Source organism: Plantibacter sp., from assembly GCF_059073635.1.
Genome location: NZ_JCACOF010000001.1, coordinates 438,500 through 465,115, shown reverse-complemented (window position 1 = coordinate 465,115; position 26,616 = coordinate 438,500). Strand labels below are relative to the sequence as shown.

Genomic DNA, 26,616 nt, shown 5'->3' with positions numbered 1-26,616 from the left:
TCCGCCACTCAGCGGGCGAGGAACGAGCCGATCCCGAATCGGGCGGTCACGCCGGGGCTGAAGAGCACCGAGTCGGGCTCGTGCTCGACGACACCCGGGAGGCCCGCCGCCGCGCAGAGCTCGTCGCGCAAGGAGGTGACGCGCGCCGGGTGGAGCACCCAGGGTTCGTGCTCGTTCGGCAACCACTGCGTCCGACCGAAGCGGCTCTGGAAGAGCCCCCACCGCGCCGTCAGGAACTGCGACAGCTCGTCGTCGACGGTCGTCGCGCGGTCGACATCGACGCCGAGCTGGAAGCCCGGACCTCGTGTCGTCGGCGACGTCGTGATCCGCCGCGACGCGTACTCCCAGCCGTCGTCCGTCGGTCGCTGCGCGGTCCGCGCCCACTGGTAGGGCAGGCCGAACATCGCGCGAGCCGCGAGGACCGCCGGCAGGCTCGACGCCTCCAGCGACCGGAACACGACGCCGCGACGCCCCTCGCTGTCGACCCCGTACAACCGGACGTTCACCTCGGTGAAGGAGCCGCCGATGGGCGACGGCGGCAGCGGACCGATGCGGGCGTCGCCCAACTGGAAGGCGATCAGCCCGACCCAGGTGGAACCGTCGAAGACGTCGGGGACCACCCCGCGCGGGAGCAGTGGCGCGACGGCGCTCGCCGGGACGCGCCAGTGGACGAACGCCAGGTCCCGCCATTCCTGCGCGGCGACCACCGGGCCGGACAGTGCCGGTGCGCTCGAGGCGATCGGCCGGGGCTCGCCGGTCATGCCAGGTGCTCGTACTCGGGCAGGTCGATCTTGTCGGCCGGCGGGGAGAACAACTGCGCACCGACGAGCTTCGCCGGCTTCGACCCGGCCACGCGGAGTGCGGTGCGGAACGCCGCGACGCCGGCTTTCGAGGTCGGGTTGGCGAGCTGCGGCGTACCCGGCGGCAGCGACTGGGCCTGCTCCACGTACGGGCGCATGATCCGTTCGTACCCGCGGAAGGCGTCCCGGTGGTGCACGTGCGCCGCCAGCTCACCGGCCAGCACGTAGGCGCCGACGATCGACAGGCTCGTCCCCATGCCGCTGACGGGCGACGCGCACCAGGCCGCGTCACCGAGCAGTGCGACCCGTCCGGATGCCCAGCGGGGCGTCCGGACCTGGCCGATGGACTCGTAGTAGACGTCGTCGCTGTCGTCGAGATGCTCGAGGATCCGGTTCGCCTGCCAGGGGAGTCCGACGAACCGGTTCCTGAGATGCCGTCGCTGCGCGTCGAGGTCGCGGCGCGCGGGGACGACGCCGTCGCCGCGGTCGGACGTGACCTCCGTGAGGACGGCCCGGGTGGTGCCGTGCCGGTCGGGTCGGAGCGTGACGCTGCGGCCGCCGACGCCCGAGTACCACTGCCACCACGGCACGTCGGCGTCGTCGCGCGGAATGGTGAGGTACGTCATCTCGAGCCCGAGGGACCGGGTCACCGCCTCGCCGGGGAAGGCCAGCTCACGCGTCGACGATCGGATGCCGTCCGCCGCGATCACGAGGTCGAACGCCTCATCCTCGCCATGTGCGAAGGACACGAGGACCCGTTCACCGTCGTCGTCGAGCCCGGTGATGTGGTCGCCGTACCGATAGCTGGTGGTGCCGTCCGTCGCGTCGATGAAGATGCGGGCCAGGTCGCCACGGAGGATCTCGACCTCGGCGGTCGCGCCGTCGGTCTCGGAGTCCGACACCGGGAACTCGGCGATCGTCTCACCGGCGTCACCGACGAACCGGGTGCCGCGCTCGCCGGTGGTCGCCTCGCGTGCCGCGTCCTCGAGGCCCGCGCGTCGCAGGACCTCGCGAGCAGCGCCCCGCACGTCGATGTTCTGGCCGCCGTCGCGGAACGCCGGCGCGCGCTCGACGACCGTCGTCTCCCAGCCGTAGCGGTTCAGCCAGAACGCCAGGCCGGGGCCGGCGATGCTGGCTCCGGAGATCAGGACGCGGGGAACGGTCATCGTGGTGCCACCTCTCAGGGAGCGTGGGATTGCCGCTCCGGTCGCCTCCATCATCGCGCTCGCCGATCCGAATCCCGCATGGTTGACAGCTCCGGCGGTGCAGGCGTCGCCCGCTTGTACGCTGGGGGCATGTCGAGGATCGAACGCAAGCGTCGCAAGCGGAGTGTGCGGGTCGATCGCGTCTACGACGGCGACGTCTACGTCCGGGTCAACTCCGTGGGGTCCAGCGGGGATCGCTCCTTCATCCTCATCCCCGGCATCGGTGTCTCGTCCACGTACTTCGAGCGCCTCGCGCCGCACCTCAACGAGTTCGGGCCGGTGCACGCGCTCGACCTCCCCGGCTTCGGCGGGGTGCCGCACCCCTCGTCGACGCTCACGATCCGCGAGTATGCGGACCTCGTCGGTCGGGTCATCGACGAGCTCGATCTCAAGGACCCGATCATCGTCGGCCACTCGATGGGCAGTCAGGTGGTCAGCGACCTCGTCTCCCGTCGCCCCGAGTTGTCGACCCTCATCCTCATCGGGCCAGTCGTCGTGCCCGGTCAGCGGCGGGTGCTCACCCAGGCGGTCCGGTTCCTGCAGTCGAGTTGGCACGAACCGCTCACGGTGAAGGTGCTCGCCGTCAGCGCCTACGTCTTCTGCGGGTTCAAATGGTTCTCGCGGGTCCTGCCGGAGATGCTGACCTACCCGATCGAGGAGGCCCTGCCGAAGGTGCAGGCGCACACGCTCGTGATCCGCGGCGAGTACGACGCCGTCGCGCCGCGCGAGTGGGTGGAGCGGGTCGGCGAACTCCTGCCCTCCTCACGCCTCTGGGAGATCCCAGGCGCAGCGCACTCCGTCATGTACGCGCACGCCGAGGAGGTCGCGAAGCTCTGCGTCGACCACGCCAGGCGCACGGTGGCGGACGGCGACGACGACCGACTCCAGGTCTACCCCGAGGACTCGGACGGGAGCGACGACAAGGAACCGGAGGCACCGCAGCCCGCGGCCATCATCCAGGCCGTCGGAGGTCGGATCGAGGAGACGATCGGGATCGTCACCGACGACGACGACCGCGTGGCCGAGGGGAAGTCGCAGGTGGCCGACGCGGTCGCCTCCATCGACCACGACTGAGCGCTCGCTGAGATGCGGCGGATCGTCGCTCAGCCTCGGGCCGGGCGACGAACCGCCTCACCTCACCGTGTCGGCTCGCCGAACCAGCGCCGGAGGGCCGGTTCGAGTGGTTCCCGCCCGTCGGCCAGCCAGACCACGTGACCATCCGGGCGCAGGAGCACCGCCGTGGCCGCGAGCTCCGGGGTCGTGGTGGCGACCCGGTCGACGCGGTCCGCCCAGCCGGTGACGGTGTGGGTCACCGGTCGGGTCGAGCAGGAGTCCGCGACCCTCGTGGAGGAGGGTGAACAAGCGCCCGCCGTCGGCCAGGGGGAGGTCGTGGAGCCGTCGACCGAGCAGCGACCCGTCGTCAGAGCCGTCGTCCACCGCTGCGCCGGGACCTCCGACGTCGTATCGGATGCCGGTGGACGCGATCCGCTCGCCCAGGAAACGGGCCACGTCGTCGAACCGCATCAGGTCCGAGAACAGCCGACGCACCGCCTGCGGGCCGGGGTCGGGGGACAGGAGGACGCTCTGTGCTCGGGTGAGCGTGAGGACGTCGTCGGCGACCGGGCGGCGCTCGGTCGCGTAGGTGTCGAGGAGGTCGGCCGGTGCCCACCCGGCGAGCTCGGCGGCCAGCTTCCATCCGAGGTTGAACGCGTCCTGGACCCCGAGGTTGAGGCCCTGCCCGCCGAGGGGCGGGTGCACGTGGGCGGCGTCGCCGGCGATGAGCACCCGGCCGACCCGGTAGCGCTCGGCGAGTCTCGTCGCATCGGTGAAGCGCGACAGCCAGCGCGGGGAGTGTGCGCCGAAGTCGGTCCCGGCGAAGCGCTCGAGCCGGGCCCGGAACTCCTCGATCGTCGGAGTCGCCAGGCGTTCGTCGGCGGGGGCGTCGGCGGGCGCCACCGCGCGGAAGAAGCCGTCGGACACCGGTCCGATGCCGAAGCCACGGTGCGTCTTCCGGACCTCGTCGGCGATGGCGGCGACCTCGTCGGCCGGGAGGGTGACCTGGATCTCCCCGAGGATCCACTCGGTCTGCGCGGGCTCGCCTGGGAAGCCGATGCCGAGGATCTTCCGGACGGTGCTCCGCCCGCCGTCGCATCCGACGAGCCACCGTGCCCGCAGGCGCTCACCGTCGTCCAGCTCGACGGTGACGCCGTCATCGTCCTGTTCGAGGCCGACGAGTCCGTTCCCGCGACGCAACTCGGCACCGAGCTCGAGCGCGCGTTCGGTCAACAGTCGATCGGTGACCGGCTGCGGGAGACCGAGGATGTAGTCGTGCGCGGTGTCGAGCGGCACGGGTCGCGGCGGGACGATGCCGGCGAAGTGACCGGCGGCGCCCGGGTACCGCGTGCCCTCGGCGAGGAACCGGTCGAGGATGCCGCGCTGGTCGAGGATCTCGATGCTCCGCGGGTGGAGGCCCAACGACCGCACGGCAGGGCTCGGCTCGGCGTCCCGCTCGAGGACGAGGACGTCGACGCCGTGGAGCCGGAGTTCGGCTGCCAGCATCATGCCGGTCGGGCCGCCACCGCTGATGATGACGTCATGCATGAGGACCCCGTTCTCGCGGTCGGAGGCGACCGCGGCCACCCATTCTGGAGGCCGGAGGGGGTCTTGCGGCAAGCCCCGGTGCCCGGCATACTCTGGAAATGCAGCGGCAGTGAGTTGCGGCGGATCGTCGCTCAGCCTCGGGCCGGGCGACGAACCGCCTCACCTCACCGCGTCGGCTCGCCGGGCCAGGACCGCGCCGTGCGGCCGCTGATCGAGGCTCGTCCTGGTGTGCGTCTCGGTGACCTCGAACCCCGCCCGGCGCACGCGCTCGGCCAGCTCCATGACCGGCCAACGATAGGCCGTCACCACGGCATGGTCGAACGCCTCGACCGCCGGACCCTCGAAGCAGCCGATCAGCAGTTCGCCGCCCGGTCGGAGCACGCGTCCGAACTCCGCGAGCGGTGTCTCGATCGTGTCGGGACGGTGGTGGATCAGCGAGTACCAGGCGAGGACGCCGCCCACCGAGCCGGTCTCGGCGTCGAGGGTGTCGAGGCTGCCGAGGTCGAACCGGGTCTCCAGGGTGCTCGGCGCGGGCATGCGCGATGAACTCGGGGACCAGATCGATGCCACGGATGTCGAGCCCGCGCGAGGCGAGGTACGCCGTCCAATGCCCCGGGCCGCAGCCGGCGTCCAGCGCGGGACCGGCGATCCGGTCGGCCCAGGAGGTCACGAGCTGGAGGTCCGAGGGGTGAACCGAGGCCATCGAGACCGAGGAGGTCGGCGTACTCGACGGCTCGGCCCGAGTAGGCCGTGCGGACGACGACGGGCGACTCGGGACGTGAGCGCCGTCCGTGGGAAGCGTGATCAGCAGCGCCCCGGGAGCGGCGGTGAGCGACGCGACGGCCAGGCCCGCGATGGCGCCACCGAAGACGAGGACCAGGATGGCCAGGACGCGACGCGCGCCGTGGCGGTCGATGAACCAGGCCCGAAGCGGTGCGAGGAGGCTCGCCGTGGCGCCGTAGACGGCCACCGCGACACCCGCGAGGGCGATCGAACCCGTCGCCTCGGAGACCGCGTAGAGCAGGGGAAGCAGCACCAGCGCGTAGGCGGATCTGCCGACGAGAGCGGACCCGAAGGTCAGCGGGACATGGGGAAGTGCGAGCACGTCGAGATAACGCGCTGTCCGGGTGGACGACATGAGAAGGACTCCAGTGAAACGGGCGCGCTCGACGGCGCGCGGGGTGATCAGGATCGGGACGATGAGCGTCGGGGACGACGCGCGGGCCGATCAATCACGAACTGGAGACATGTGGGGCAGCCTATCGGCAACGACGAGCGCCGTGCTGCCGTCCGCTACAGCGTCGTCAGGAACGCCCGGATGTCGTCCGCGAGGAGCTCGGGCTCCTCGTGCGGCGCGAAATGGCCGCCTCGGGGCATGGTCGTGAACCGTCGCACGTCGTAGCTCCGCTCGGCCCAGCTGCGCGGCGGGCTCGCCAGGTCGTGCGGGAAGAGCGCGACCGCGGTCGGCACCTCGACCCGGTCGACACGCGTCGTGATCCCGGTCGCGGACTCGTAGTACGGGCGGAGCGAGGTGCCGATCGCGTTCGTGAACCAGTAGACGGAGGCGAGTGTCGCGAGGTAGTCGTCGCTGAACCGGGACGAGACGTCGCCGCCGCAATCGCTCCAGGCCCGATGCTTCTCGAGGATCCACGAGAGCAGGCCGACAGGGGAGTCGGACAGCGCGGGAGCGAGCGTGAGCGGACGCGTGTGGTGCTGATGCTCATACGCACCCTCCTCGGCGTCCCAGGCCTCGACCCGGGCGAGATGCGCCTGCTCCTCCTCGGTGAGCGTCTCGGCGTCGACCTCGAGCGGCGCGGCGACCGCGAGGAGGTGGATGCCGGCGACCGCCTCGGGATGCGCCTGCGCGAGCCGAGAGGTGATCCCGGCCCCGAGGTCGCCTCCATGGGCGGCGTACCGGGCGAAGCCGAGGTGATCGTGCATCAGCGTGTGCCACAGCTCGTGCGTCTGATCGCCGAAGGTCGGCCGTTGCGGCGAGAACGGCAGGCCGGGCAGCGCGGGCACGATGACGGTGACGGCGCTCGCCGGGTCTCCGCCGAAGTGGGACGGCGTCGCGAGGCGCCTGGCGAGTCCGACCAGTTCGAGGGCGGTGCTCGGCCAGCCGTTCGTGAGGACGATCGGGATCCCGCCTGGAGCCTCGGCGTCGAACCGGAGGTAGGCTGATGGTGGCTCCATCGATCTCCGCCCGGTGCCACGGCAGGGCGTTGATGTCCCGCTGCTGTGCCGCCCAGTCGAAGTCGTCCGCCCAGTAGGTGACGAGCCGCCGCAGCTCGTCCTGGTCGGTGCCGGCTTCCCAACCGGCGGTCGGCCACCGGTCAGGCCAGCGGGTGTCGTGGAGTCTGCGGCGGAGGTCGGCGAGGTCGTCGTCGCTGACGTCCATGACGGTCCGGCCCGCTGGCGACCGGGTCACCTGGTAGCGGCGCTCGATGCCCGCGGTCGCGCGGCCCCACTCGCTGGACGCGACGCGGGCCTGGTGTGCTGCGAACGACTCGTCGTCCTCGAAGACCTCGGCGACGTCCCAGACGAGCGGGTCGTCCGTCGGCGTCACCTCGAACGACACGCACCCCGGTTCGGCGCGGGTGAGCGCGACATGCTCCGGCAGATGGGTCTCCACGATCGCCACGTCGGTCGGTGTCGCGCAGATCAACTGGCCGGTCAGGTGCACGGTGGTCATGGTCTCACCGTAGCGAGGGTCGGCCCTCCGGCTGCTTCGTCCCGAGCTCCGCACCGCGTTTCCAGAGCCACTCGACGGGGCCGAGCGCGAACCGCCGGAGCCAGAGGTGGGCGAAGCCGGTCACGAGCGCGGCGATGACGACGAACGCGGCGACGGTGACCGGGACACGCCAGGGAGCGGTGAGTTCGGCGAGGCCGAGACCCCAGCCGTAGAAGATCGCGCCACCGAGGAGGTTCTGGAGCAGGTAGGCGCTCAAGGCGACCTTGCCGAGTTCGCGGAGGCGTGAGGCGATCCAGCCGTCGGTGCCGAAGCGACGACAGAGCTCGACGGTGGCGCCGAGGATCCCGAGCGCCACGAGGGGTGCGGCCAGGTAGCGTTCGGCGAGGAGCCCCGCGGTGCCTCCCGCAGATGCCCAGCAGCGAGGTCGACCGGCAGCGCGCAGGCCCCGATGATCATCAGGCGGCGTCGGAGTCGACCACCGGTCTCACCGAAGACCCCGGCGTGGAAGAGGTGTGCGCCGGCGAGGAACATCGCGAGCGTGAGGAATCCGATCAGCACGGGCTCCGCGCGGAAGACCCCCATGTTGTCGAGCCGGAAGACCGCCAGGCCGAGGAACGATTCAGTGGCGTAGGGGCTCGGTCCGGCGGGGAGCGGGAGGTCGCCCGACACCGCCGGCGTCGTGGCGATGAACGCGACGATCGCGCTGATGAGGAGGACGTGCAGCGCGCCGAAGACGGCGATCATGGCGCGCTGGGCGCGGGGCCTGGTGAGCAGGAGCCAGGCGACGATGGCGCCGGTGACCGCATAGCCCATGAGGACGTCGAACTCCGCGATGAGGACGTAGTTCACGGCACCGTCGATGAGGAGCAGGGTGGCGCGCCACAGGTACCGGCCCGGCCAGCGTTGCTCGCGTCGGCGTGCGGTGGCGTGCTGGATCGCGAGTCCGGCGCCGAACATCAGGGTCAGCAGGGCGAGGAACTTACCCTGCGTGAGTGCCATGAGGGCGAGCTGGATCGTACCCGCCGCGGGGCCGGTCTCCGGCGTCACCGGGGCCGAGAGCATCCCGAGCAGACCCCAGGGGTGCGAGAACACCCAGATGTTCGTGCCGAGCGTGCCGAGGATCGCGAGTCCGCGGACCACGTCGAGTGCGGCGATGCGTCGGGAGGTCGGCGGTGATGGCGGCAATACGCTCGTATTGGTCATGTGAAGACCGTACCCTGTCGAGTGGGCGATGGCGAAAGCGGAGGCGATGACCGAGCAGGACACGAACAGGGATCGGATCCTCGATGCACTGCTGCGGATCATGGCGTCGCGCGGTGCCGATGCGCTGACCATCCGCACGGTCGCGAGCGAGGCCGGTGTCTCCGTCGGCGCGGTCCAGCATCACTTCCCGACGAAGGACCGACTGGTCGTCGCGGCGATGACCGAGGTCAACGAGCGGTTCCGTCGGCGCGTGGCAGCGCGGCTCGAGGCGGTGAACTCCGAGGAGGAGCGACTTCGGATCTTCTGTCGTGAGATCGCCTGCATCGAGGGTGATGACCTGACCGACGGGATCGTCTGGGTCGCCTTCGCCGCTCGGGCGAGCACCGAGACCGAGGTGCGCGCGATCCACGCCGCTGACTGGGCCCGCACCGAGGAGGTCCTCCTGCGGCTGCTCGTCGCCGCGTTCCCGGAAGACGGCCTGGCCGCGGACGATGCGGCACTCCTGCTCGCGGTGCTCGACGGCATCGCGGTCGCGCGAGCAGCGGAGCAGTCGGACCGGATGACCCCGGAGCGCGCCGAACGCCTGATCGACGCGACGCTGCTGGGCCTGCGCCGCGCGGACTGAGCCACGCCGGTCCGGCTCAGTCGACGTCCAGGTCGAGCTCGACGAGATAGCCGACCAGCCGGGGTTCGACCTCGCCCGGTGGTGGCGGGTCCGTCGTCTGCGCCGCTCGAGCGGCAGCTTCCGCCGCCTGCGCCGCTGCGCGTGCCGCGGCCGCCGCTGCCTGTGCCCCTGCTTGGGCGTCGGGGTGATCGATCCCGCGCGTGAGTGGGATCCGCGGTGTCTCCTCGACGACGGGCGGTCCGGGGACGGTCTCGTGGTGGGTGACGTACGTCGGAGGGTCGCATCTCCGCGAACCACGCCGCTGTCTGGCGGGCCGAAGAAGCGAGCTCGGGGCGGACAGAGACTCCGGGCGGCAGCGGTGGTCGCTTGGTGTGGATGAGGCGCGAGGGTATCGACACCCTCGACAGCTTCGCCAGCCTGCCCGTCAGCCGCTCCGGTGCGGGGTCCTCCTCGTGGTGCATCTCGACACCGTCGATCCGCGCCGTCGAGATCCGCCCCGATCTCCTCGGTCAGCCAGGTCCGCTGTCCGTCGTCGACGGGCCAGACGGAGAAGGTCGCCCGTTGGCCGGTTTCCAACGGCCCGCCGCAACAATCCCACTCCCAGGGGCTGAGCCAGAGCGTCCGCCGGGTCATCCGTGCCGACTCGGGGTTGGTGGGTCGCAGGCGCGAAACCAGCTCGGTCGTGGGCGCGGTCAGGACGCGGAGGGCGATCGCGTCGCCGGGCATCGGTACGCGGCCGAGCTCGCTGAGTCCCCAGCTGCGGTACATCGCTGCCGCCTCGGTCGCGCGCTCGTAGACGCCGATGAAGGTCTGTGTCTCCGTCCGGTCCTGCAGGACAGCGGCCAGGCAGCCGCGGGCGATCCCACGTCCGCGCTGATCCTCCGCGACGGCGAGTTCGTGGACCACGACGGCGTCCGCCGGACGCGCGAGGGCGGCCGACAGCCGTGCTGCTGGAGTCGGCCAGCTGCGCCAGGATGCCGAGCCAGGCCGGGTCGGCATCGAGGCCGTGGGCGAGCGCGAAGCCCACGATCCGGCCGTCGACCGTGGCGATGACGAGGCGTCCGCCGCGGTGGCCGAGATGCTCCGGGCCCCACTGCCGGATGGTCGCGAGGTCGATCGCGTCCTCGTTGTACGGCTCGGCGGTGAACGCCGCGACGAACAGCTGCGTGACCTCACCCCACACGCCGTCGGGTGCGGATCCGGTGAACGAGGTGTAGCCGACCGGGCTCATCATCCAGCCAGCATAGGGAAGTGGCAGAGCATCGAGCAGCTTGAGGTGAGGCAAATCGTCGTCAGAGACGGCTGAGCGTGCGACGATCTGCCTCACCTCAGGTCAGTCGTTGAGGTGCAGGATCGCGTAGTCGGCCTCTTCGGGCGTGAACTTCTCGCCGTACTCACTGGTCAGCTGGTCGCGGATCGCTTCGGGCGACATCGACATCGGTCTCCTGATAGGACTTCGCCTTCGCGAGCGCGTTCGCGTTGTAGTCGGCCTGCAGGTTGTCGACGGCGTACTGGCCCGCCTCTGCCGAGAACTGTTCGCCGTATTCGGAGGTCAGCCTGGTCGTAGATGCCGGCCTTGCGTCATGTGCATGAGGTCCGAGTAGCTCTTCGCCTTGATCAGCGCTGACTGGTATTCGACGGGCACTGCGGGTGCAGCCGGAGCTGCGGGAACCGGAGTCTCGGCGACGGGTGCAGTCGTCTCGACGGGCTTGGCTGCTTCGTCGGCCGGCGCCGACGGTCTCCACGATCGCGGCAGGCTTGTCATCGGACACGCTGTTCACCGCTGCGCCGATTCCGACGAGGGTGCCGAACGAAGCGAGGGTCGCGACGGCTCCGAGGATGAGACCGGTGACCGCGAGTCCCTTGGACTGTCGCTTCTGCAGTGCGAGCGCCGCCAGGACGATCGCCGCGATACCGACGAGCGCGCCGGCGACGGGGAGGAGCCCCATGAGGAACGCGACGATCCCGACGATCAAGGCCGCGATCGCGAGCCCGGCCGAGGTCGATCGCGGCGGTGTCTGCTGCAGCTGCTGACCGTACGGCTGCTGGCCGTAGGGCGGCGGTGCCGTGGTGTCGGTGTACGGGGTCGTCGGTGCGTACGGGTTCGCGTAGGGCGCGGTCGGCTGCGGTGCGGAGGCGGGGTCGGGCTGCTGCGAGCCGCCCCCCAGCGGTTCGGATGTGGTCACGCTCTGAGCATGGCAGTCGAGCGACCGACTTCCGAGAGCGGTGTTGCCCCCAGTGCGGGGGTGATTCGGGAGGTTTCCCCTGCTCCTCCCGTTCGTTCGCCCATGTTTGGGCGAGCGAACACTGCGTCGCCCAAAGATGGGCGAACGAACCGAGGCCTAGAGCGTGTTGCCGAGCTTGAAGCCCTGCGCTTCGTCGCCCTTGCGGGTGTAGGAGAAGCCGTCGGCACCGATGGTGACCTCGAGCTCGGAGTCGTCGGTCCGGGAGACGACCGGCTTCGGCTCGCCGTCGAGGTCGAGGACGAGCGACGCGTCCGTGTACCAACTCGGCACGACGGCGTTGCCCCACCAGTCGCGCCGCTGGTTGTCGTGCACGTCCCACGTGACCACCGGGTTGTCGGGGTCGCCCGTGTAGTAGTCCTGGGTGTAGATCTCGATCCGGTGGCCGTCGGGGTCGCGGATGTACAGGTAGAACGCGTTCGAGACGCCGTGCCGGCCGGGGCCGCGCTCGATGACGTCCGACATCCGCAGCGCGCCGAGCTTGTCGCAGATCGCGATGATGTTGTGCTTCTCGTGCGTCGCGAACGCCACGTGGTGCATGCGCGGTCCGTCACCACCCGTCATCGCGGTGTCGTGCACCGTCGGCTTCCGCCGCATCCAGGCCGCGTACGTCGTCCCGGCCTCGTCCTGGATGTCCTCGGTGACGCGGAACCCGAGGTCCTCCATGTACGCGACCGCCCGCGGCACGTCGGGCGTCACCTGGTTGAAGTGGTCGAGCCGCACGAGCGCGCCCGGCGTGTACAGGTCGTAGCGCCACGCCAACCGCTCGACGTGCTCCACGTCGTAGAAGAACTCGTAGGGGAACCCGAGCGGATCCTCGACGCGCACCGAGTCGCCGATGCCCTTCACATACCCCTCGGCACGACGCTCCACCCGGCACCCGAGCTCCGTGTAGAAGGCGACCGCGCGGTCGAGGTCCTCAGGACTCCGCACCCGGTAGCTGAACGCCGCGACCGCCGCCACCGGCCCCTGCCGCAGCACGAGGTTGTGGTGGATGAACTCCTCGAAGCTCCGCAGGTAGACGGTCGTGCTCGTCCTCCTCCGTGACCACGAGGTCGAGGACGTCGACGTAGAACTTCCGGCTCGCGGCGAGATCCGTGACGACGATCTCCATGTACGCGCAGCGGAGGATGTCCGGCGGGGTGGCGGCGGGCGTCGGGATGCGGTTCACCGGCACGGGGATCGGGTCGGTGGCGGTCACGACGGGCTCGGCCGACGACGGGGTGATGGGGTTCGACATGATCTGCGTCCTTGCTGATCTCGGTTGCTGGGTGGAGGTCGACCGGGAGCGGTCAGTGCGCGGCCTGCAGCGGCCCGCCGGTCCCGAAGCGTGGGGAGTGCGCCTGGTTCAGCGTGATGTGCACCGCCTGCTGGTCGGTGTAGAAGTCGATCGAGCGGTAGCCGCCCTCGTGCCCGAGCCCCGAGGCCTTCACCCCGCCGAACGGGGTGCGGAGGTCGCGCACGTTGTTCGAGTTCAGCCACACCATCCCGGCCTGCACGTTCTGCGAGAAGGTGTGGGCCCGCTTGAGGTCGTTCGTCCAGATGTAGGCGGCGAGCCCGTACTTCGTGTCGTTCGCGAGCGCGAGTGCCTCCTCATCGGAGTCGAAGGGGGTGATTGCGACGACCGGCCCGAAGATCTCCTCCTGGAAGATGCGGGCGGTCGGCGGGACGTCGGCGAAGACCGTCGGCGCGACGTAGTTGCCGGTCGGGAACCCCTCGGGGCGACCGCCGCCGGCGACGAGGCGGCCCTCGGTCTTGCCGATCTCGACGTAGCCCATGACCTTCTCGTAGTGCTCCGGGTGCACGAGCGCGCCGACCTCGGTGGCCGGGTCGTTCGGGTGCCCGACGACGATGTTGCGGGCACGCTCGGCGTAGCGCTCGACGAAGTCGTCGTAGACACTCCGCTCGACGAGGATGCGGCTGCCGGCGGTGCAGCGCTCACCGTTCAACGAGAACACCCCGAACACCGTCGCGTCGAGGGCGTCGTCGAGGTCGGCGTCGGCGAACACGACGGCCGGTGACTTGCCGCCGAGCTCCATCGAGAGCCCCTTCAGGAACGGCGCGGCGTTCGCGAAGATGAGCTGACCGGTGCTGCTCTCGCCGGTGAACGAGATGAGCGGCACGTCCGGGTGCTTCACGAGCGCGTCGCCGGCGTCCTCACCGAGCCCGTTCACGAGGTTGAACACGCCGTCGGGCACGCCGGCGTCGCGGAAGATGTCCGCCCACAGGCTCGCCGAGAGCGGGGTGAACTCCGCCGGCTTCAGGACGACCGTGTTGCCGGTCGCGAGGGCCGGAGCGAGCTTCCAGCTCTCGAGCATGAACGGCGTGTTCCACGGCGTGATGAGCCCCGCGACGCCGATGGGCTTGCGGTTGACGTAGTTCACCTGCCGCCCGGGCACCTTGTAGGTGTCGTCGTGCTGGGCGACGATCAGGTCGGCGAAGAACCGGAAATTCTCGGCGGCGCGCTTCGCCTGACCGAGCGCCTGCGTGATCGGCAGGCCGGTGTCGAAGCTCTCCAGCTCCGCGAGGCGGGCGTCCTGCGCTTCGACGGCGTCGGCGACCCGGTGCAGGATCCGGCTGCGCTCGCGGGGGAGGAGCCGCGGCCACGGACCCTCGTCGAAGGCGCGCTTGGCGGCGGCGACGGCGAGGTCGATGTCCGCCTGCTTGCCGGCGGCGGCCTGGACGTAGGTCTCGTTCGACACGGGGTCGAGGACGTCGAAGGTGTCGCCGTCGACCGAGTCGACGAACGCGCCGTCGATGAAGTGCCGGATACGGTCGGGCAACGCTGCCGGAACGTGCTGGGTCATGGGTGGTTCCTCCGGTCGGTGGTGGACGGCGGTGACGACGGCGGGCGGGCCGTCGTGGGCGGCTGGTGCTCCGCCTGGTACGCGAGCATGGCGTCGAGCGTCGCGGTGCGGTGGTCGCGGGCGGCGATCTCGATCTCGAGCGGCTGCGCGCCGGCGGCGATGAGTTCGAGGATGCCGTCGTGCTCGGCGACCGACTCCCGCGCGCGGCCGGGCACGAAGCTGAACGTCGAATCGCGGAGCGCGGTCAGCCGCCGCCAGCCGCGATGGACGAGGTCGAGGACGTGCGGGTTCGGGCACTCCTCGAAGAGGACGGTGTGGAACTCCAGGTTCAGCGCCGTGAACGCGTGCGGGTCGAAGTCGTCGAGCGTGCGGCGCATCCGCTCGTTGATCTCTCGAGCGCGGGCCAGATGGTCGTCGGTGAGGTAAGCGGCACTCATCGAGGTCGCTGCGCCCTCGACGAGGGCGAGCGTCTGCATCGTGAAGAGGTACTCGGTCTCGTGCAGCATCGCGACCTGCGCGCCGACGTTGCGCTCGAACGTCACGAGCCCCTCGGCCTCCAGCCGGCGGATCGCCTCGCGCACCGGGACCACGCTGATGTCGAGCTCACCGGCGATCTGTCCGAGCACCAGCCGGTACCCGGGGACGAAGCGCCCCTCATCGATGGCCTCGCGGATGAACCGGTAGGCGCGCTCGGACTTGCTGAGCGACGCTTCCTGCCCGGTCGTCGGGTGTGGTCCGCTCATCGTCCCTGCTCGCTCTCGTATCGCGCCCGCCACTCGGCGTTCAGCGGGAAGAGGCCGTCGACGGCGGCACCACCACGGACCTGCTCGGCGATCCAGGCGTCCTCCGCCTCCTGCACGACCGCCTCCGCGGCGACCTCGGCGGCGAGCGCCCGGGGGATCGCGATGACGCCGTCGCCGTCCCCGACGATCACGTCGCCCGGCAGGACGGTCGCCCCGCCGCAGGTGACCGCGACGTCGATCTCCCACGGCACATGGCGGCGCCCGAGGACGGACGGGTGCGGACCCTGTGAGAAGGTCGGCAGGTCGAACGCCGCGACCTGCTCGGCATCGCGGATCCCGCCGTCGGTGACGACCCCGGCCGCTCCCCGCTGCTGCGCCCGAAGTGCGAGGACGTCGCCGACGGTGCCCGTGCCGCGCTCGCCGCGTGCCTCGATCACGATGACCTCCCCGGCTTCGACGGTGTCGAAGATGCGCTTCTGCGCGTTGAAGCCGTTCCCGCGCTCGGCGAAGAGGTCGGGCCGGTAGGCGACGAAGCGCAGGGTGCGGGCCACGCCGACCATGCGCGTGCCCGGTCGCGAGGCGTGGACGCCCTCGATGAAGACCTCGGTGTACCCGCGGGCCCGCAGCTTGGCGCTGAGCGTCGCCGTCGAGACCGAGGCGAGCTGCTCGGCGACCGCGGGGTCGAGCGGTTCGGCGACCCGATCACCGAGACCGTCCCGGTCCCTGAGCTTGTCGAAGGGCAGACCCGCCGCCGCAGCGTCCCCCCAGGCCTCGATGCGCTGATGGTCGTCGACGGCCGGCTTCGCGCCGAACCCGCCGAAGGGTTCGGTGCCCTCGACGACCGTCGTCACGAGTCGACCGCTCGTCGGGGTGCCGGGTGCGGTCGGTGCGTCGACCTCGACCTCGACGACGTCGCCGGGCACGACGACGGAGGAGCCGGCGGGTGTGCCGGTGAGGATGACGTCGCCGGGCTCGAGCGTCGCGAGCTGCGAGAGGTCGGCGATGAGCTGGGCGAAGGGGAAGAGCAGCGTGTCGCTCGTGTCGTCCTGGACGACGACGCCGTTGACCCAGGTGCGCACGCGGAGGGCGGCCGGATCGATCTGCTCGGCGGGGATGACGGACGGGCCGAGGGGCGTGTAGCCGTCGCCGCCCTTCGAGCGCAGGTTCGACCCCTTGTCGGCACTGCGGAGGTCGTAGAGCCCGAAGTCGTTCGCCGCGGTGACGCCCGAGACGTGCTGCCAGGCGTCCTCGACGCGGACGCGGCGGGCCGCGGTACCGATGATGATCGCGATCTCGCCCTCGAAGGCGAGCAGTTCCGCGCCGGCCGGACGCTCGATGGTGCCGCCCGTGCCTGAGACGGAGGACCACGGCTTGAGGAAGTACGAGGGGTGCTCCGGCGTGCGGCCGCGCTGGGCCGCTCGCGACGGGTAGTTGAGGTGGACGGCGATGATCTTGCCGCCCCCGCTGTTCGGGAGGCCTTCGATGCCCTGGTGGCTACTCATCACACGTCCTCGTTGTCGGTATCCAGAATCGTATACGATCCGGACGCGGTGGGAAAGGGTCAGTACCCGTCGCTGCGGGTCGCGTCGCTCCGGCCGTCGATGAAGCGCTCCGCCAACTGCTCGGATGCGCGGGCGAGGAGCGACACGTCCGCACCGACGAGGACGAAGGACGCCCCGCGGTCGAGGTAGTGCTCGGCCATGACGGGGTCGAAGGCGTTCACGCCGGCCGGCTTCCCCGCGGCGGCGGCGGCATCGAGCACCCGCTCGACAGCGCTGACCACGGTGGGGTGCCCCTGCTGGCCGAGCAGTCCGAGCGACGCCGAGAGGTCGGCCGGACCGACGAACACCGCGTCCACGCCGTCGACCGCGAGGATCTCGTCCGCCTGCTCGACGGCCTCCGCCGACTCGATCTGCACCGTGAGCGACACCGAATCGTTCGCCTGCGCGAGGTAGTCGTCGATCCGGTTCCAGCGGGAGGACCTCGCGAGCGCGCTGCCGACCCCGCGGACGCCCTGCGGCGGGTACCGCACGGCCTGCACGAGCGCCGCCGCCTGCTCGGCCGACGACACCATGGGCACGATGAGGTTCTGCGCCCCGAGGTCGAGCACCTGCTTGATGACGACCGCGTCGCCGAACGGCACCCGCACCAGCGGACACACCGGGAAGGCGGCCACCACCTGCAGCTGTAGCTGGATGCTCTCCAGGGTGTTCGCCGAGTGCTCGCCGTCGATGAGGAGCAGGTCGAGCCCGCTGCCCGCAGCGATCTCCGCCGCGATCGGGCTGCCAGACACCACCCACATGCCGATGAGGGGGCGATCCGCGGTGCGCAGGCGCTCGCCGAAGGTCGGCGGCAGGGTCATTCGAATCGGCATGTCACGGCTCCCAGTCCCTGGTATTCGGCGTGGACGGTGTCGCCCCGTTCGACCCACATCGGTCTCGTGAACGATCCCGACAGGATGATCTCCCCGGCGGCGAGACTCCCGCCGTGCTGGGCGAGCTTGCCGGCGAGCCACGCGACGCCGAGTGCCGGGTGCCCGAGGACGGCGCCGGCGACCCCCGACTCCTCGATGGTCTGGTTGCGGTAGAGCAGGGCCGAGACCCAGCGCGGGTCGATCGCGTCGGGGCGGACGGGTGTTCCGCCGAGCACCATGGCACCGAGTGCCGCGTTGTCGGCGATGGTGTCGACGATCGTGCGACCGTCGAGTTCGATGTGGGAGTTGAGGACCTCGAGCGCCGGCACGATGTGGTCGGTCGCGTCGAGCACCTCGAAGATCGTGCAGTGCGGCCCCTGCAGTGGGCGGCCGAGGACGAAGGCCAGCTCGACCTCCACGCGGACGTTGGAGTAGGCGTCGAAGTCGAGCGTCGCGCCCGAGTCGAAGACCTGGTCGTCGAGGATGACGCCGTAGTCGGGTTCGGTGATCCCGGTGGCCTGCTGCATCGCCTTCGAGGTGAGGCCGATCTTGTGGCCGACGACGCGCCGACCGGCGGCGATGCGGCGTTCGGCCCACAGCGCCTGCACGGCGTAGGAGTCCTCGATGGTCATGTCCGGGTGCCGGGCGGTGAGGAGGGGGATGACGCTCCGCTCCTCGTGCGCCGCCGCCAGCTCGTCGGCGATCGCCTGTCGTTCGTGATCCTGCATCGCGTCCCGTCCTCATCTGCGTCGACTGCGGCCTGCGATCACGATACGGTGCGTCGTCATCGACTGCCTCTTGCGCGGTGACCACGATTGTATACGATGTGGTGTACATTCTGGCGGTCCAATGACGGGCCGCGACGGACAAAGGGGTCTCGAGACAATGACAACCGCATCACTGGCGCGAGCGACGACGCCCGCGGAACTCCGGCGCGTGGCCTTCGCCACCGTCATCGGCACCACGGTCGAGTGGTACGACTTCTTCCTCTACGCGAGCGCCGCTGGACTCGTCTTCTCGCAGCTCTTCTTCCAGCCGGCGGGACCGCAGGCCGCGCTGCTGCTGTCGTTCGCGACGGTCGGCGTCAGCTTCCTGTTCCGGCCGCTCGGCGCGTTCGTCGCCGGGCACTTCGGCGACCGCATCGGCCGGAAGAAGATGCTCGTCATCACGCTCTTCCTCATGGGAGCTGCCACGACGCTCATCGGTCTGCTGCCGACGTACGACCAGATCGGGATCATCGCCCCCGCCCTGCTCGTGTTCCTCCGCATCCTGCAGGGGCTGTCGACCGGCGGGGAGTGGGGCGGCGCCGTCCTCATGGCCGTCGAGCACGCCCCCACCGGCCGCCGCGGCCGGTTCGGTGCGTTCCCGCAGATCGGCGTCCCGATCGGACTGCTCCTCGCCTCCGGCATGCTCGCCCTCATGACGGGCGTGATCTCGCCCGGTGCCGCGTTCCTCGAGTGGGGCTGGCGGATCCCGTTCCTGCTGAGCTTCGTCCTGATCATCGTCGGCTACGTCGTGCGCCGGAAGGTCGACGAGAGCCCCGTCTTCGTCGCGCTCGCCCGCAACAAGGAGCGTCGCCGGGTCCCGATCGTCGAGCTCTTCCGCCACCACTGGCTGCTCGTGCTGCTCGCGGCGCTCACCTTCGCCGGCAACAACGCCGCCGGCTACATGACCACGGGCGGCTACATCCAGAACTACGCGACGACGCCGCTCGCCGACGGTGGCCTGGTGGGCATGGAGCGGACGCCGGTCCTGCTCGCGGTGACCGGGTCGGCCATCGTCTGGCTCATCGTCACGTGGTTCGCGGGTTCGCTCTCCGACCGGATCGGCCGACGCAACACCTACATCATCGGCTGGGTCGCGTTCCTGGCCACCGTCTTCGTGCTCTTCCCGCTCGTGAACACCGGCAACCCGTGGTTGTTGTTCCTCGGGCTCGCGCTGTTCACGATCGGCAACGGGTTCACCTACGGGCCGCAGGCGGCGTACTTCGCCGAGCTGTTCCCGGCGTCGATCCGGTACACGGGTGTGTCGGTCACCTACGCGATCGGCGCCATCCTCGGCGGAGCGTTCGCGCCGACGATCGCGACCTGGCTGGTGCAGGTCACGGGGTCGTCGACGAGCGTCGCGTTCTACATCGCCGGCATGATCGTCATCGCCTTCGCGGCGACCCTCCTCCTGCGCGACCGCACGGGTATCCCGCTCGGTGGCGAGGCGGAGGACGAGCAGAGCCGTGGTCAGGTCTACGGCGCGCGGAGGTAGCCGCGGTCAGACCGACGACGCGATGGTCGCGGCCCCCTCGATGAGGCGGGCCGCGATCTCGGTTTCGGGGCGGCTGCTGGAGACGTAGACGACCGCGAGGGCGGCTGCCGGCGAGCCGTGCACAGCGAGTGGAACCGCGACGGCGCGGAGACCGGTGATGACCTCGTCGTGGCTCGACGCCCAGCCCTGTTCGCGGACCACGGCCAGCTCGGCGCGGTGGTCGTCGTCGAGGGCGTCCGGCCACTGCGACGCAGGCAGACGGGACGCGATCGCCTTGCCGGGAGCGCCGACGCCGACCGGGTGCCGGGTGCCGGGCCGCTGCGCGATCGACCCCATCGTGTGCCGTGGCTCGACGCTGACGAGGGTGACGATCTCGTCGCCGTCCAGCACGGTGAGGAAGCAGGTCATGCCGAGCTCGTTCGCGATCGCCGTCAGCTCGGGCAGGGCGGCGGCCTGCAGATCGTGGGAGACGCCGGCGGCGAGGGCTGCCAGGCGCGATCCGAGTGCGATCCGTCCCGCACCGTCGCGGACGACCAGGCGGTGGTCTTCGAGCGTGCGCAGCAGCCGGTAGGTGACGCTGCGGTGCAGGCCGAGCGTCGCGCTCAGGGCGTCGATCGTGAGCGGGGTGCGCGCGTCGGCCAGGACCTCGAGGATCCGGATGCCGCGCGAGAGCGTCTGGGAGTGGGCGCTGCTGGCATCGGTCACGCTCCGACCCTATCGACGAGCCCCCTGAGTCGCCCGGATCGGTGCGATTCTTCGCCGAAACCGCGCAGAATCGGGCGATTCAGCTCGTGATCGGGTAGGCGACGAAGGCGAACCGTGAGCTGTCGGGTGCCCAGCTGTTCACGTTGAGCGTGCCCTGGCCGCCGAACAGCGGGTAGCGGCGGAGCGGGGTCGCCCAGTCGTCGGTCGAGACGAGCCGGACCTCGACGTCGAGGTCGGCGGGGTGTCCGATCGTGCCGGCGGGGAAGGCGATGTACGAGGCCAGTCGGGCGTCGGGGGAGAGGTGCGGGAACCAGTCGACGGTGTCGCTCACGACGAGCTGCTCGAGCTCGCCGCCGCCGTCCGGGATCCGCGCGAGCTGCGCATGGCCCGGGGCCGTGCCGAAGTGTTCCGTGTTGCAGAGCAGCCACCGGCCGTCGGGCGACCACTCCGGGCCGTCGAGGTGGCCGTCGCCCGTGTCGAGGACGGTGACGGGACCGCCGCCTTCGACCGCCGGAGCGATCGCGAGTCGACCGGGGTGCTCGAAGCCTTCGAGTTCGACGTACGCGATCCGCGTGCCGTCGGGTGAGACGCCGTGGAGGAAGTGCCACCGGTCGTCGTCGGCGGTGAGCTTCGTGACCGGTCCGCCGGTGAGGGCACCGCGGTAGATGTGACCGTCCATCGCCGAGAGGAGGATGTGTTCGCCGTCGGGGTCGAGGACGTGGTCGTTGTTGAGCTCGGGGAGGCCGTGGAAGTCGATCGGCGTGAGCCCCGCGGTCGGGTCGTCGACCGTGAGCGCCCAGAGTCGCCCGTTGCCGTTGAGGTACAGCGTCCGGCCGTCGAGGGACCAGTTCGGCGCTTCGATGAGGAGCTCGTCGGTCTCGAAGAGGAGGACGGGCGCGTCATCGTGCGGCCCGCCGAGCAGGACGCTGGAACGCTGGCCGGGGACGAGGGCGCGGAAGGTCATGCGCCCATCGTCCTCCAGTCCGTCGTGATCCGGGAGGATCGTTCCTCCCGGATCACGATCCGACGACTACTTGACGAGCGCGAACCCCGCGGTCCAGGAGATCTTCTCCGACGCCGCCAGCGTGAGCTGCAGGAAGCCGATCGCCTCGAGTTCGTGGGCGCGCTTCAGGGACCCGGCGTCGACGGCCTCGAGGCCACCGGCGGTCACGAGCTGCTGGAGTGCGGCCTTGGCGTCGGCGTCGTCCCCGGCGATGAGGACCGTGGTGGCCACGTCGCCGACCTGCTTCGCGGCGAGGGTCGCGGCGAAGTTCGTGTTGAAGGCCTTGAGGACGTGGGAGCTCGGGAGCTTCGCCTGCAGTTCCGCTGCAGCCGAGCTGCCGGCGGGGACGGTGAGGCCGTCGAAGGTCGAGAAGTCGAGGGGGTTGGTGATGTCGACGACGACCTTGCCCGCGAGCTGGTCGGCGTACTGCTCGACGATCGTCGCGAGGGCCGGGTAGGGGACCGCGAGGACGACGACGTCGCCGGTGATCGTGCCGGTCTCGGCCGATCCGAGGTGGTCGACGGAGGCGCCGCCTGCTGCGAGGACACCGGCGATGGCGCTGCCCATGTTGCCGGTTCCGAAGATGGTGACGTTCGTCATGACGATGCTCCTTCTCGTGGCCGCCTGGTCACGGGTCAATTGGTTGTTGATACAACTAACGTAACACCGGTTAGTTGTAGACGCAACTATTGCTACGCTGGAGTCATGACCGAGACGCGATGGCTGAGCGGCGACGAGCAACGCTCCTGGGTGCGCTTCGCCGCGGTGCTCGAACTCCTGCCGGCCGCGCTCGACCTCCAGCTCACGCGGGACGAGCACCTGACGCACTTCGACTACTTCACGCTCGCGATGCTGTCCGAGACCCCGGGCCGCACGCTGCGCACCTCGGCGCTCGCGGCCCGGACGAACGCGACGCTGCCTCGTTTGTCGCGGGTGCTGACGCGCTTGGAGGAGGCCGGCTTCGTGGCACGGACACCGTGCCCGGAGGATCGACGGGCGACGAACGTGACGCTCACCGATGCGGGCTGGGACAAGGTCGTCCAGGCCGCACCGGGCCACGTCGAGCACGTGCGGTCCCTGGTCCTCGACGCACTGACGCCGGCGCAGATCGAGCAGCTCGGCGAGATCTCCGCAGCCCTCCTGACGAAGCTCGACCCCGACGGCCGGATGTTCGCCAGCGAGGCCTGATCTCCGTCACCTGGGGGATTCGCGGCGCTCGAGGGCTGCGTAGCGTGGGGCTCGACGTCGTGGACACCACCGAGCGCGACGCGGATCGGAGCGAATGATGACCGGATCGACGCAGCCCGAACCTGCACCACACGGGGACGAGGTGCCCCAGGACGGTCCCGCCGCGGCGGAGCCCGAGTCGACGCCGCCACCCACATCGCTCAACGGCGGGACGACCTCCGTCTGGTACTTCGTCGGCGCCACGTTCCTCTTCGCCGGACCCCTGATCTTCGGTGTCGACGACTTCGGATTCTTCCGGATCATCACCCTCGTCCTCGGGGCGGTCGTCATGGTCGCCGGGTTCGTCGTGCTGCGACGCGAGAGCGGCAAGCGGTCCTGAGGGCGCTGTCGCCGGGCCGGCTCGCCAACCGTTCAACCGGCGAGCCGGTCAGCCCGCGAGCCGGTCAGCCCGCGAGCCGTTCAGTCGGCGAGGAAGGCCCTGATGCCGTCGAGCAGGCGGTCGACGTCCTCGTCCGAGGTGTACGGGGCGACGCCGACGCGGAGGCCGCCGACGTCCTCGAGGCCCAGCGCCGCGAACGGCTCGACCGCGTAGAACGAGCCCGCCGGTGCGAGGACGTCGCGAGCGGCGAGGAACGCGGCCGCGTCGGCTGCACGCCTGCCCGGGAACGTCATGAACAGCGTCGCCGTGCGCTCGGCGGCTCGCGAGTGCAGCTCGACGAGCGGGCCGAGGTCGGCGAGCTCGTCCTCGATACGGGTGCGCAGCGCGAGTTCCCGCTCGTGGACGGCTGCGGCGGAGGCCACGAGACGGTCGCGTCTCGTCGTGGCGTCACCGGGGTCGATCGACGCGAGCACGCCGATGGCCGCCGTCACGCCGGCCATGAGCTCGTAGGGCAGCGTGCCGAACTCGAAGCGCTCGGGCACCACGTTCGTCGACGGCAGCAGCTTGTCGGGGTGGATCGACTCGAGCAGCGCCGGCGACGCGGCGAGGACACCGCAGTGCGGCCCGAAGAACTTGTACGGCGAGCAGACGAAGAAGTCGGCGCCGAGGGCCTCGACGTCGACGACGTGGTGCGCCGTGTAGTGGACGCCGTCGACCCAGACGAGCGCGCCGACCGCGTGCGCCCGGTCGGCGATCGTCCGCACCGGCGGGATGGTGCCGAGGAGGTTCGACGCTGCGGTCACGGCGACGAGCCGGGTGCGCTCGCCGAGGGTCGCGTCGAGCGACTCGAGGTCGAGCTCGCCGGTCGCGGCATCGAGCTCGATCCAGCGCACCGTCGCGCCGGCGCGTTCCGCGGCCTGGACCCACGGGCGGACGTTCGCGTCGTGGTCCAGCCGGGACACCACCACCTCGTCGCCCGCCGTCCAGCCGCGGGACAGGTGCTTCGCGAAGTCGTAGGTGAGCTGGGTCGCGCTGCGACCGTAGACGATGCCGCTCGGGTCGGCGGCGAGGAGGTCCGCCATCGCAGCGCGGAAGGCGACGACCGCGTCGTCAGCCCGTCGTTCGGAGGCGACCGAGGTCCCTCGGTTCGAGAGCGGGCCCGGTGAGGGTGTCGAGGATGGCCTGGCCGACGGCGAGCGGCGTCTGGGTGCCGCCGGGGCCGTCGAAGTGGGCGATGCCCGAGGCGAGGGAGGGGAACGCGGTGCGGAGGAGGGCGACGTCGAGGGTCATGCGTCCATCCTGCCGCGCCGGGAGCCTGAACGTGCGGACCAGGGGAGCGAGCGCGCCATCGCTTGATACAGTGCCTGTGTGTCCATGCTCATCGCTCCGCCCCGTGTCGGGCGTCTGGAGGTCGTCGGCGTCCGCAACGCCGGCCCGAGAGAGCAGCGCACCCGGTCGACCACCTCGCCCACCCGGTGAGGACGTCGGCCTCGTCCATCGCGCTCGTCCGAGCGACGACGACGGGGCCGCGCACCCTGACGCACCCACCGCAGCGCACCGACGCGCGGAGGGTCTCTCCGCCGTCTCCACGACGGCCCAGCCGAAACCGGTGAACCCATGATCCCCCTGAACGAATCCCAGATCCGAGCCTCCTTCGTCAACGCGTCGCGCAAGGAGGTCAGTGACGTGAGCCTGCCCGTCGACTTCGACACGCTCGACTTCGAGGTGCGTGACTTCCTCGGGTGGCGCGACAAGAAGCTGCCGCGACGCGCCTACGTCATCACGATCGTCGACGGCGAACCCGTCGGCATCCTGCTCCGGCAGGCCGACGCGATGCCCCGCACCCGGCCGCAGTGCGCGTGGTGCCAGGACATCACGCTCAGCAACGACGTCGTGTTCTACAGCGCGAAGCGGGCCGGACAGGCCGGCAAGAACGGCGACACGGTCGGCACGCTCGTCTGCGCCGACTTCCAGTGCTCGGCCAACGTGCGGAAGCTGCCGCCGCTCGCCTACGTCGGTTTCGACGCGGAGGCGGCCCGCCAGGAGCGCATCGCGACGCTCAGCGTCCGCGCCGCGTCCTTCGCCTCCTCGGTCCTGAACGGCGTCGGCTGACCCGCTGAGTTGCCCGGATCTGCACGAACTCCGCCCGTTTTCGCGCAGATTCGGGCGACTCAAGCCTCGGGAGTGAGGCCCCGCCAGAAGAGGTCGACGGCGCTCGTCACGAGGTCGTCGGCCGGGACGCCGTCGAGCAGGCCGCCAGAGGCGAGTACGGCGATGCCGTGGAAGGTCGCGAAGGCTACGAGCGCGATGTGGTGCGGATCGCCGGCGGTGATCGCGCGGATCTCCTGCCCGGTGGTGACGACCCGGACGACGATCTCCATCGAGGCGTGACCGGCGGCGAGCAGCTCCTCCCGGGCATCGGGCGCGTGCTTGAGGCCGAACATGAGCGAGAGGAGCGTCGGCTGAGCGAGCGCGAAGCCGACATACGCTCGGGCCAGTGCGTCGACCTGTTCGCGGGCCCCTGCCGACGAGGTGACCTCGGCTCCGGTCGCCCGCTCGAGCGCCGCGGAGAGACGACGGAAACCGTCTTCGGCGAGCGCGTCGAGGAGGGCCTGCTTGTCGCGGAAATGTCGGCTCGGCGCCGCGTGGCTGACGCCGGCGTCACGGGCGAGGCGGCGCAGCGACAGCTCGTCGACGCCGTCCGTCTCGAGGCTGGCTGCGGCGGCCTCGAGGAGCGTCCGGCGGAGGTCTCCGTGGTGGTAGGGCTGAGCTGGCACGAGACGAGCCTACCGTCATGTTGACATTGACAACACGAGCGAACGACGGCAATGATGTCACTGACAACATTCGTGCACCGCCAGCTGAAGGATTCCCCCATGACACTCGATCTCCGCGGTGGCACCGCACTCATCACGGGCGCGAGCTCCGGCCTCGGCGTCGAGTTCGCCAGACGGTTCGCGAACCGCGGGTCGAACCTGGTGCTCGTCGCCAGGCGCGCGGATCGCCTCGAGGCGCTGGCGGCCGAACTCCGGTCCGCCTCGGGTGTCGAGGTCACGGTCGTGCCGGCCGACCTCGGCGTCGCGGGTGCCGCCGAGTCACTCCACGAGGAGCTGGATCGCCGCGGCATCCGGATCACCTCGCTCGTCAACAACGCCGGGTTCGGCAGCCACGGTGCCTTCGACCAGGCGGACCCGGAGCGCATGACGGGAGAGATCCAACTCAACGTCGGGACCCTCGTCGAGCTCACGCGTGCATTCATGCCGCAGCTGCTCGAGGGCTCCGGCGCCCTGGTGACGGTCGCGAGCACCGCTGCCTACCAGCCGACGCCGGGCATGGCTGTGTACGGCGCGACGAAGGCGTTCGTGCTGAGCTTCACCGAGGCGCTCTGGGCAGAGGCCCGCGGCACCGGGCTGCGGGTGCTCGCCGTGAGCCCCGGGCCGACCAAGACCGAGTTCTTCGACGTCGTCGGGAGCGAAGACGCTGCCGTCGGCCGCAAGCAGACGAGCGCGCAGGTCATCGACACCGCGTTCCGCGCGCTCGACCGGGCTGACGGTGGCCCCAGTGTCGTGTCCGGCCGCAGCAACCACCTCACCGCGCTCGCGACCCGGCTGCTGTCGCGTCGCACGCTCGCCCGCACGAGCGCCCGCGTCCTCGGCGGCGTGCGGATGGCCCGCTGAGTCGCCCGGATCTGCACGAAATCCGGCCGATTTCGCGCAGATTCGGGCGACTCAGCGGCCGATTTCGTGCAGA

General features: G+C 70.7%; 29 protein-coding genes and 3 pseudogenes. 8 read left to right on the top strand and 24 right to left on the bottom strand.

The annotated features are described in order from the left end of the window. Positions 1-8: 8 nt before the first annotated feature. Both AC5JOC_RS02270 and AC5JOC_RS02265 read right to left on the bottom strand, forming a co-directional pair. Entirely contained in the window at positions 9-761 is a 753-nt protein-coding gene (locus AC5JOC_RS02270; RefSeq protein ID WP_426738309.1) for a YqjF family protein, read from the bottom strand. After that, the gene (locus AC5JOC_RS02265; RefSeq protein ID WP_494245082.1) at positions 758-1,966 is read right to left on the bottom strand and encodes an FAD-dependent monooxygenase; all 1,209 of its coding nucleotides are present in this window, start codon (positions 1,964-1,966) and stop codon (positions 758-760) included. Before AC5JOC_RS02265 ends, AC5JOC_RS02270 begins: the two co-directional genes overlap by 4 nt. Positions 1,967-2,095: 129 nt before the next feature. Here AC5JOC_RS02265 and AC5JOC_RS02260 point away from each other — a divergent pair, with 129 nt between their 5' ends. Then, complete coding sequence (locus tag AC5JOC_RS02260) at positions 2,096-3,079, top strand: alpha/beta fold hydrolase (protein ID WP_124768512.1); 984 nt, start codon at positions 2,096-2,098, stop codon at positions 3,077-3,079. Between the two features lie 57 nt (positions 3,080-3,136). On the opposite strand, the gene AC5JOC_RS02255 is transcribed toward AC5JOC_RS02260, so the two are convergent. From AC5JOC_RS02255 to AC5JOC_RS02225, 7 genes and pseudogenes are all read right to left on the bottom strand, one after another. Further along, positions 3,137-4,606 (bottom strand): FAD-dependent monooxygenase, encoded by a 1,470-nt coding sequence (locus AC5JOC_RS02255; RefSeq protein ID WP_494245080.1) that lies wholly within the window; start codon positions 4,604-4,606, stop codon positions 3,137-3,139. A 159-nt stretch (positions 4,607-4,765) separates the two neighbouring features. Next, on the bottom strand, positions 4,766-5,143 hold the full coding sequence (locus AC5JOC_RS02250) for a class I SAM-dependent methyltransferase (protein ID WP_494245181.1): 378 nt from the start codon (positions 5,141-5,143) through the stop codon (positions 4,766-4,768). A 31-nt stretch (positions 5,144-5,174) separates the two neighbouring features. Then, positions 5,175-5,309: pseudogene (locus AC5JOC_RS02245) on the bottom strand (SAM-dependent methyltransferase); the annotation flags it as partial. Between the two features lie 590 nt (positions 5,310-5,899). Continuing rightward, complete coding sequence (locus tag AC5JOC_RS02240; RefSeq protein WP_494245078.1) at positions 5,900-6,799, bottom strand: alpha/beta fold hydrolase; 900 nt, start codon at positions 6,797-6,799, stop codon at positions 5,900-5,902. 40 nt (positions 6,800-6,839) lie between these two features. Next, positions 6,840-7,298: pseudogene (locus tag AC5JOC_RS02235) on the bottom strand (epoxide hydrolase N-terminal domain-containing protein); the annotation flags it as partial. Between the two features lie 4 nt (positions 7,299-7,302). Continuing rightward, entirely contained in the window at positions 7,303-7,653 is a 351-nt protein-coding gene (locus AC5JOC_RS02230; protein WP_494245077.1) for a DUF418 domain-containing protein, read from the bottom strand. Then, entirely contained in the window at positions 7,551-8,501 is a 951-nt protein-coding gene (locus AC5JOC_RS02225) for a DUF418 domain-containing protein (RefSeq protein WP_494245076.1), read from the bottom strand. Before AC5JOC_RS02225 ends, AC5JOC_RS02230 begins: the two co-directional genes overlap by 103 nt. A gap of 28 nt (positions 8,502-8,529) precedes the next feature. Between AC5JOC_RS02225 and AC5JOC_RS02220 the strand changes: the two genes are divergently transcribed. Continuing rightward, positions 8,530-9,126: a TetR/AcrR family transcriptional regulator gene (locus AC5JOC_RS02220; protein WP_494245074.1), complete on the top strand. Its 597-nt coding sequence runs from the start codon at positions 8,530-8,532 to the stop codon at positions 9,124-9,126. A 1,006-nt stretch (positions 9,127-10,132) separates the two neighbouring features. Next, positions 10,133-10,432, top strand: coding sequence for a hypothetical protein (locus AC5JOC_RS02215; RefSeq protein WP_494245072.1), 300 nt, complete (start codon positions 10,133-10,135; stop codon positions 10,430-10,432). 27 nt (positions 10,433-10,459) lie between these two features. On the opposite strand, the gene AC5JOC_RS02210 is transcribed toward AC5JOC_RS02215, so the two are convergent. The 9 genes from AC5JOC_RS02210 to AC5JOC_RS02170 form a co-directional block, all read right to left on the bottom strand. Further along, complete coding sequence (locus AC5JOC_RS02210; RefSeq protein ID WP_494245070.1) at positions 10,460-10,558, bottom strand: Ltp family lipoprotein; 99 nt, start codon at positions 10,556-10,558, stop codon at positions 10,460-10,462. After that, complete coding sequence (locus tag AC5JOC_RS02205; RefSeq protein ID WP_494245068.1) at positions 10,521-11,312, bottom strand: Ltp family lipoprotein; 792 nt, start codon at positions 11,310-11,312, stop codon at positions 10,521-10,523. Before AC5JOC_RS02205 ends, AC5JOC_RS02210 begins: the two co-directional genes overlap by 38 nt. 156 nt (positions 11,313-11,468) lie before the next feature. Further along, the gene (gene hpaD, locus AC5JOC_RS02200) at positions 11,469-12,350 is read right to left on the bottom strand and encodes a 3,4-dihydroxyphenylacetate 2,3-dioxygenase (RefSeq protein ID WP_494245066.1); all 882 of its coding nucleotides are present in this window, start codon (positions 12,348-12,350) and stop codon (positions 11,469-11,471) included. Then, the gene (locus AC5JOC_RS02195) at positions 12,289-12,609 is read right to left on the bottom strand and encodes a VOC family protein (protein WP_494245064.1); all 321 of its coding nucleotides are present in this window, start codon (positions 12,607-12,609) and stop codon (positions 12,289-12,291) included. The genes hpaD and AC5JOC_RS02195 overlap by 62 nt, the downstream gene beginning before the upstream one ends. A 52-nt stretch (positions 12,610-12,661) precedes the next feature. Next, on the bottom strand, positions 12,662-14,176 hold the full coding sequence (gene hpaE, locus AC5JOC_RS02190) for a 5-carboxymethyl-2-hydroxymuconate semialdehyde dehydrogenase (protein WP_463529289.1): 1,515 nt from the start codon (positions 14,174-14,176) through the stop codon (positions 12,662-12,664). Then, positions 14,173-14,919, bottom strand: coding sequence for a GntR family transcriptional regulator (locus AC5JOC_RS02185; protein ID WP_124768522.1), 747 nt, complete (start codon positions 14,917-14,919; stop codon positions 14,173-14,175). Before AC5JOC_RS02185 ends, hpaE begins: the two co-directional genes overlap by 4 nt. Beyond that, positions 14,916-16,421 carry a fumarylacetoacetate hydrolase family protein gene (locus AC5JOC_RS02180; RefSeq protein ID WP_426738318.1) on the bottom strand — a complete coding sequence of 502 codons (1,506 nt, stop codon included), beginning with the start codon at positions 16,419-16,421 and terminating at the stop codon, positions 14,916-14,918. The genes AC5JOC_RS02185 and AC5JOC_RS02180 overlap by 4 nt, the downstream gene beginning before the upstream one ends. Positions 16,422-16,480: 59 nt before the next feature. Further along, complete coding sequence (locus AC5JOC_RS02175) at positions 16,481-17,293, bottom strand: HpcH/HpaI aldolase family protein (RefSeq protein WP_192004410.1); 813 nt, start codon at positions 17,291-17,293, stop codon at positions 16,481-16,483. Continuing rightward, entirely contained in the window at positions 17,278-18,060 is a 783-nt protein-coding gene (locus AC5JOC_RS02170) for a 2-keto-4-pentenoate hydratase (RefSeq protein ID WP_064297105.1), read from the bottom strand. The genes AC5JOC_RS02175 and AC5JOC_RS02170 overlap by 16 nt, the downstream gene beginning before the upstream one ends. Before the next feature lie 157 nt (positions 18,061-18,217). On the opposite strand from AC5JOC_RS02170, the gene AC5JOC_RS02165 reads away from it, so the two are divergent. After that, entirely contained in the window at positions 18,218-19,591 is a 1,374-nt protein-coding gene (locus AC5JOC_RS02165) for an MFS transporter (protein WP_138946222.1), read from the top strand. A 6-nt stretch (positions 19,592-19,597) separates the two neighbouring features. Here AC5JOC_RS02165 and AC5JOC_RS02160 read toward each other — a convergent pair whose 3' ends face one another. From AC5JOC_RS02160 to AC5JOC_RS02150, 3 genes are all read right to left on the bottom strand, one after another. Continuing rightward, positions 19,598-20,296: an IclR family transcriptional regulator gene (locus AC5JOC_RS02160; RefSeq protein ID WP_494245060.1), complete on the bottom strand. Its 699-nt coding sequence runs from the start codon at positions 20,294-20,296 to the stop codon at positions 19,598-19,600. A 79-nt stretch (positions 20,297-20,375) separates the two neighbouring features. Beyond that, positions 20,376-21,260, bottom strand: a complete 885-nt coding sequence (locus AC5JOC_RS02155) for a TolB family protein (RefSeq protein ID WP_494245058.1) — start codon at positions 21,258-21,260, stop codon at positions 20,376-20,378. Positions 21,261-21,326: 66 nt separating this feature from the next. Next, entirely contained in the window at positions 21,327-21,899 is a 573-nt protein-coding gene (locus tag AC5JOC_RS02150) for an NADPH-dependent F420 reductase (protein WP_494245056.1), read from the bottom strand. Between the two features lie 105 nt (positions 21,900-22,004). Here AC5JOC_RS02150 and AC5JOC_RS02145 point away from each other — a divergent pair, with 105 nt between their 5' ends. Together AC5JOC_RS02145 and AC5JOC_RS02140 are read left to right on the top strand one after the other, a co-directional pair. Beyond that, positions 22,005-22,487: a MarR family winged helix-turn-helix transcriptional regulator gene (locus AC5JOC_RS02145; RefSeq protein WP_079704896.1), complete on the top strand. Its 483-nt coding sequence runs from the start codon at positions 22,005-22,007 to the stop codon at positions 22,485-22,487. Between the two features lie 97 nt (positions 22,488-22,584). Beyond that, a complete protein-coding gene (locus AC5JOC_RS02140; RefSeq protein ID WP_159877421.1) occupies positions 22,585-22,866 on the top strand; it encodes a hypothetical protein in 282 nt (93 codons plus the stop codon). 80 nt (positions 22,867-22,946) lie between these two features. Here the strand turns inward: AC5JOC_RS02140 and AC5JOC_RS02135 are convergent. Next, a pseudogene (locus AC5JOC_RS02135) lies at positions 22,947-23,957 on the bottom strand (cysteine desulfurase-like protein); the annotation flags it as partial. 19 nt (positions 23,958-23,976) lie between these two features. Further along, entirely contained in the window at positions 23,977-24,156 is a 180-nt protein-coding gene (locus tag AC5JOC_RS02130) for a hypothetical protein (RefSeq protein ID WP_494245054.1), read from the bottom strand. Positions 24,157-24,483: 327 nt separating this feature from the next. Here AC5JOC_RS02130 and AC5JOC_RS02125 point away from each other — a divergent pair, with 327 nt between their 5' ends. Beyond that, entirely contained in the window at positions 24,484-24,978 is a 495-nt protein-coding gene (locus AC5JOC_RS02125; protein ID WP_494245052.1) for an FBP domain-containing protein, read from the top strand. Positions 24,979-25,037: 59 nt separating this feature from the next. Here AC5JOC_RS02125 and AC5JOC_RS02120 read toward each other — a convergent pair whose 3' ends face one another. Beyond that, positions 25,038-25,643, bottom strand: coding sequence for a TetR/AcrR family transcriptional regulator (locus AC5JOC_RS02120; RefSeq protein WP_079704901.1), 606 nt, complete (start codon positions 25,641-25,643; stop codon positions 25,038-25,040). 99 nt (positions 25,644-25,742) lie between these two features. Between AC5JOC_RS02120 and AC5JOC_RS02115 the strand changes: the two genes are divergently transcribed. Further along, positions 25,743-26,543 (top strand): SDR family NAD(P)-dependent oxidoreductase, encoded by an 801-nt coding sequence (locus tag AC5JOC_RS02115; RefSeq protein WP_494245050.1) that lies wholly within the window; start codon positions 25,743-25,745, stop codon positions 26,541-26,543. Positions 26,544-26,616 lie beyond the last annotated feature (73 nt).